Here is a 5,038-nt window from a genome sequence, read left to right as displayed (position 1 = left end):
CCGATACACCGCGATGCAGATCGTCCTCACTGAGCTACGCTTTCCTCGTGACTGGTGGATTGAGATGACTCAGGGGCTCCCTGACGTGCCGAGTTGCCGACATGGTCTGATCAAGGAATTCAAAGCCCATGTGGTTGCACTCGCCTCGAGGCCAGATTTTGTCCATCACTCCTGGTATGTCGAATACCACCTACAAATCGTGGAGCGGATCTCCGGCGAGCTGGCGGCTTCCTATCCCCAAGCCGATCGAGACGTCATCGATGTGCTGGTCTGGCTTCACGACTACGGCAAGCTGATCGACCGGGAGCGTGAGCACGAGCGCACGCTCACTGAAGGTCCGCGCGTCCTCATCAACATCGGATTCGATCAGCAGTTCACCGACCAGGTGATCGCCTGTGCTCGTGAACTGGACATGAATCGGACGATGGACCTTCGTACGGCGCGGATCGAAGTGCAGATTGTCTCCTCCGCGGATGGCTGCGCGCATCTCATCGGACCGTTCTTCCCGATCTGGCTGTGGGAAAATTCCACCCGCTCCTTGCGTGATCTGATGGCCGACAACCTTCGCAAGTTGGAGAAGGACTGGAATCGAAAAATTGTTCTTCCCGAAGCCCGGGCGGCTTTCGAGGGCCGCTACCGGCTCCTTCGCGAACAGAACGGAGATATTCCATCGCGTCTTGTGTGAACTGATGACCATCGTCGCGTCGGCCACTAAGTTCAGGTGCGCAGTCCGTCGAGGTAGCTGATGAAACGCGCGATAAAGATTTCGTACTGACTGCGCCAGGCTGCGAGATCCGTCCCGTCCACGGTGCGGTCTGTGAGTTGGTGGAGGTGTGCGATCAGGTCGGCATCCACGTGTCGAGAGTTGAACACGATGCTCTTGTCGCAAATTTCAGAGCGGCGATTCAAATCCATTTTCATCGTCTCATACTGCAACGAGCCGGGGGGAAATTTGTGGCTTTCGGGGAACTTGCGGCCGCTCGACTCGGGACCGTGGTACCAGGACACGTATGCGGAGTCGTCGAACAGTTCGACCCGGTAAACGGCTGTGTCTTCCATGTAGGAAATCTCGATCGGACAGAAATGCCGACAGTCGAACAGAGCCACCACTGACATCAGTAGTTCGTCGCGCAATTCTTCCACAAGTTGAGGCACTGGGTTGATTCCCAGATTCCGGCGGCTACCGCGGTCTGAAGCGCGCCGTGAGACGGACTTTTCCAGGCTGGGGTCAAGCATGCAGACACGTACGAGATGCGGATGCCGCGGGGACGTTCTCAGGCGCCCGGGGAGGTAGCGTGGGCTCGGCCCCTTGAAACCGTAGAAGCTCGTACTGGTGAGGCTGTCAGTGAGATCGCGGTTGAACAATTCGTCGAATCCTTCCGACGGCAGGTAAGAGCCGGAAGGAAGGAAAATCTTCTCTCGCTCAGACATCCTTTCGGTCAGGCGGGTCGAGAGATCGTCGAACTTGTCCGCGACGCTCTCCATGAAAGCGCGCTCCTGAATGCGTGAACTGATGGACGCAAAAAGCAGGGCGAAGACCGCGGAGGCGACAAGGTTCAGGCCGAGAGCGGACATGATCGTGCCGCTGGTCAATGAGTGATCTTGCAGCGTCAGGATCAGGCCGGCGGCGACGATCACCACGTACCCGAGGGCGAGCGCGTAGGTGACCAGCGTTCTACGGGAGTGGTGTGGGGGATCCGCCACTGGATATCCCTCTCTCGGCGCGCACCTGGACGCTCAGTGTAGTCAACTGTCCCCGCACTCGGCATGGTTGTTGGTCGGATCCGCCTTCGGCCGACCGGCCTATGCCTGAAGTCCTATTGCTGATCCTGGCCGGTTGTCCTGCCGGCCTCTGTTCCGTTGGGGCGTGTGGCGGATAGAGTCCAGCCCATGTCGCTTGCCGGGCGTGGCTGGCGCATCGCCAGGCCCTCACGCCCCGGGATGGGGGTGACCTATGCCTTCACGTCATGAACGCCTCAGCGCTCACTTTCGGCACATGGGCTACCTCCGCGTACCCGAGGCCATTCCGTCGGAACTGGTGACGAGACTGCTCGCGGTCGTCCGAGAAGAATTCGCCGCCGAACGGGGGCCCTGTCGGCGAGGCACAGAGGGAGAGATTGTCCGTATCGATGGCGTGAGTCGGCGTGACCCGGCCTTCATCGAATCCCTGACGACGCCAGACCTACTCGATGCTTTGCGGATTCTACTCGGCCCTCGCATCGTTCTCCTCCAAAACCGTCATGACCACGCCACCTTGAATCGGCGAGGTCATATTCCCGTTCGACTGCACCGGGACGTTCTCCAGTGGTCGAGGCCGGTTATCACTGTTCTGCTCTTTCTTGAGAGATCCGGCCCGGCCAACGGCTGCACGCATGTGGTTCCCGGTTCCCACGTGGCGCCCTATCTAGGTATGTCGCCTGAAGGCGGTGGAGGGAATTGGGTCGATGACCATGAGGAATACGCGCATTTCCCGGACCAGGCCCTTCCTGTCCCCGTACCGGCCGGCGGCGCTCTGATCATGGACGGTCTACTCTTTCACTCCGTCGGTCACAACGCGACGGAGGACGCACGTACCAGCGTCACTTTCGCGCTTCGCAGCTGCGACGAACTCTCCGTGAACGAGGGCCGACATCAGGTGATTGTCGGATCGCCGCTCTATAGAGGAAACGATCTCCACCACGCCAACAGCGACCACCGTACTGTTTTGAGAGAGGGGAAGGGAAAGGTATGACGATTTTTGAGGGTGCCAGCCCAACAGTTGGTTTCCCGCGTATCGCGGGACTTCCCTGGTCGGAAGACCCCGACCGTGCGCATGTCGAGGCCCGCAAGCTGCTCGAAGAAGAAGGGGAAAGCCTGGCTCGCAGGATATCTTTATGGCTGTCGACGCTGGATCAACGGGACGTCGACAGCCTGCTCTCCCGTTCGATGTACCGCAGTTCGCATCACAAGTGGTGCCTTGGCGGAGACCATCACGACTACGTCGTCTGGCTACATCAGTACAAGGAGCCGGCGGAGTTCGCCGAGGCGGAGGGCTTCGCGGCATCCACGCACAACCACAGGTACGGATTCTCCTCCCGTGTGGTGAGTGGAGGACTCCATGCGACTTGGTTCAATCTCGTCGGTCAAGACAACGCGGAACATCGGGAGTTCCACGGTGGCGGCAACGCGCACGTAGAACTGCACCCCGCGAAACAGACGTGGTTGAGGGAGGGGGACGTGGTGACCCTCGATCACCATGACATTCATCAGATCGACAAGGTCGCGGCTCGCACCTGCACTCTACTGATCCAGGGGCCCGTCCGGCGTGACTTCAGCACCGTCTTCAACCCTTCCGGCGGGCCCGTGAAGATCATTGACGCTCACGAGACGCTGCTGTCCCGGCTCACCCACCGACTGTCCGAGTGATTGGTGCCTGCTTCGACAACGCAGCCAAAAGCGAGTGGGTCGATCTCACCTTGGGCAGGCCTAGACTTCGTGACCATGACGCATGGCGAAGCGACATGGACTCAACTGTCGCGAAGAACCGTCTTCCAGCGATTTGGTCGAAACGTGGACGAGGTTCATTATCAGTTGCCGAACGGCCATCAAGATACTTTTTACATCAAGAACGAACGTCCCGCCGTCAGCATCCTAGCGCTCACGGAATCCCAGCAGGTCATTCTTGTGCGGCAATACCGACCCGGACCCGACCGGATCCTGGCCGAGCTTCCGGGTGGCTACCTGGGACGCGACGAAAGCCCTGAGTGCGCCGCCGAGCGAGAACTATTGGAAGAGACGGGTTACCGTCCCCGCGCTCTGGAGTATGTCGCGGACTGCTGGGACGATGCCTACTCCACAATGTTCCGAAAGTGCTTCGTAGCAATCGGATGCGTGAAAGTCTCCGATCCTGATCCTGAGATCACCGAGACTCTCGAAGTCGCCCTCACCGACGTGCAGGACTTCCGCCGGCAACTCAGGAGCGGTCTCTCCACTGATGTCGAAGTGGGCTACATGTGTTTGGACTATCTCGAACTGCTCTAGTACGCAGCTCGAAGACGTTCTCCCCGGAAGGGGGCCATCGTGCCGGAAGCATTACCGCGTCTACGGACCGGATACATCAGCACTCTAATCCCGACCGATCCCGTGGAAGTCCTCGTCCTCGCGGGTGGTATGGGAACGCGGCTGAGAGGGCAGGCGCAAAAGTCCGTTCCCGCGGTGCCCAAGCTGCTGATGGAGGTTGGTCCCGAGACGGAACCGACACCGATGATCGGAACTATTCTCGGCGAAATCTACGGAAACGGCTTCCGGGCGATCAGCGTGTTGACAAGTTCGGCTGCGGGCGCCGGCGGGAGCGACATCGAAACGTATGTACTCGCCCACCACGGGCACAACGCCCGGCTGCAACTGCTCCGCGAGGCATTACCACTGGGCACGGCTGGTGCGGTGTATGCGGCGCTGGCCCATGTCGCTGCCGAGCTCATAGTGATCGTCCCGGGCGACACCCTCTTTCCCTTCGGGGCGCTGCAGGCAGCCCTGACCGCTCATCGTCGCGCCAGCCATTCCCTCACCTGGGTCGTCACTACACGGCCGGGGCCCGCGGCCCAGAACGCCGGGCGCCTCCTGCTCAATACCGATGGAACCCTGTGCCGTGTACTGGAGGGACTGAACGCGGAGGATGCCGGCAGCGAGCGTTCCGGCATCAAGGTGGACGTGACCGAAAGCACCAGCGCGGGTGTCGTCATAGCGAACCGGATCCGCTACTCCTCGATCTTCGAGAAGCACACGGCTGGACAGTCTGATCCGGCGCCGGTCGATGTCTACCGACAGCTGGTTCCGTGGCTGCTGAGACAGGGGGAGGTCATCGGGACCTACGATATCCGTTGCTCCGCTCCGGACTTGGGAACTCCGGAGCGGCTGGCGGTCTTCGGTCGCACGCCGAGCAGGTATCTCAGCAGCGGACCCAGGCGTACTGATCTTTGATGTCGTGGTCGAGCTCGGGGCATCTCCGTCTCCGGAAGGCGCGAATGAGGACACGCGGCCCATGAAGCTCGAACCGCGT

Annotated in this window: 6 protein-coding genes; 5 read left to right on the top strand and 1 reads right to left on the bottom strand. The window is 60.5% G+C overall.

The window, feature by feature from the left end; translation table 11 throughout:
- Window positions 1–685, top strand: a 685-nt coding sequence (locus AB0N81_RS41920; RefSeq protein WP_365368194.1) for a hypothetical protein, incomplete at its 5' end; no start/stop codon positions are given.
- Between the two features lie 32 nt (window positions 686–717).
- On the opposite strand, the gene AB0N81_RS41915 is transcribed toward AB0N81_RS41920, so the two are convergent.
- On the bottom strand, window positions 718–1,641 hold the full coding sequence (locus AB0N81_RS41915) for a hypothetical protein (RefSeq protein ID WP_365368192.1): 924 nt from the start codon (window positions 1,639–1,641) through the stop codon (window positions 718–720).
- A gap of 313 nt (window positions 1,642–1,954) precedes the next feature.
- Between AB0N81_RS41915 and AB0N81_RS41910 the strand changes: the two genes are divergently transcribed.
- From AB0N81_RS41910 to AB0N81_RS41895, 4 genes are all read left to right on the top strand, one after another.
- Window positions 1,955–2,731, top strand: a complete 777-nt coding sequence (locus AB0N81_RS41910; protein WP_365368190.1) for a phytanoyl-CoA dioxygenase family protein — start codon at window positions 1,955–1,957, stop codon at window positions 2,729–2,731.
- The gene (locus tag AB0N81_RS41905; protein ID WP_365368188.1) at window positions 2,728–3,405 is read left to right on the top strand and encodes a hypothetical protein; all 678 of its coding nucleotides are present in this window, start codon (window positions 2,728–2,730) and stop codon (window positions 3,403–3,405) included. The genes AB0N81_RS41910 and AB0N81_RS41905 overlap by 4 nt, the downstream gene beginning before the upstream one ends.
- A 75-nt stretch (window positions 3,406–3,480) precedes the next feature.
- On the top strand, window positions 3,481–4,020 hold the full coding sequence (locus tag AB0N81_RS41900) for an NUDIX hydrolase (protein ID WP_365368186.1): 540 nt from the start codon (window positions 3,481–3,483) through the stop codon (window positions 4,018–4,020).
- Window positions 4,021–4,059: 39 nt separating this feature from the next.
- Window positions 4,060–4,959: an NTP transferase domain-containing protein gene (locus tag AB0N81_RS41895; RefSeq protein WP_365368184.1), complete on the top strand. Its 900-nt coding sequence runs from the start codon at window positions 4,060–4,062 to the stop codon at window positions 4,957–4,959.
- Window positions 4,960–5,038 lie beyond the last annotated feature (79 nt).

The sequence above is a fragment of the Streptomyces sp. NPDC093510 genome (assembly GCF_040683555.1).
GTDB lineage: Bacteria > Actinomycetota > Actinomycetes > Streptomycetales > Streptomycetaceae > Streptomyces.
This window is presented reverse-complemented; position numbering and strand designations above follow the sequence as displayed.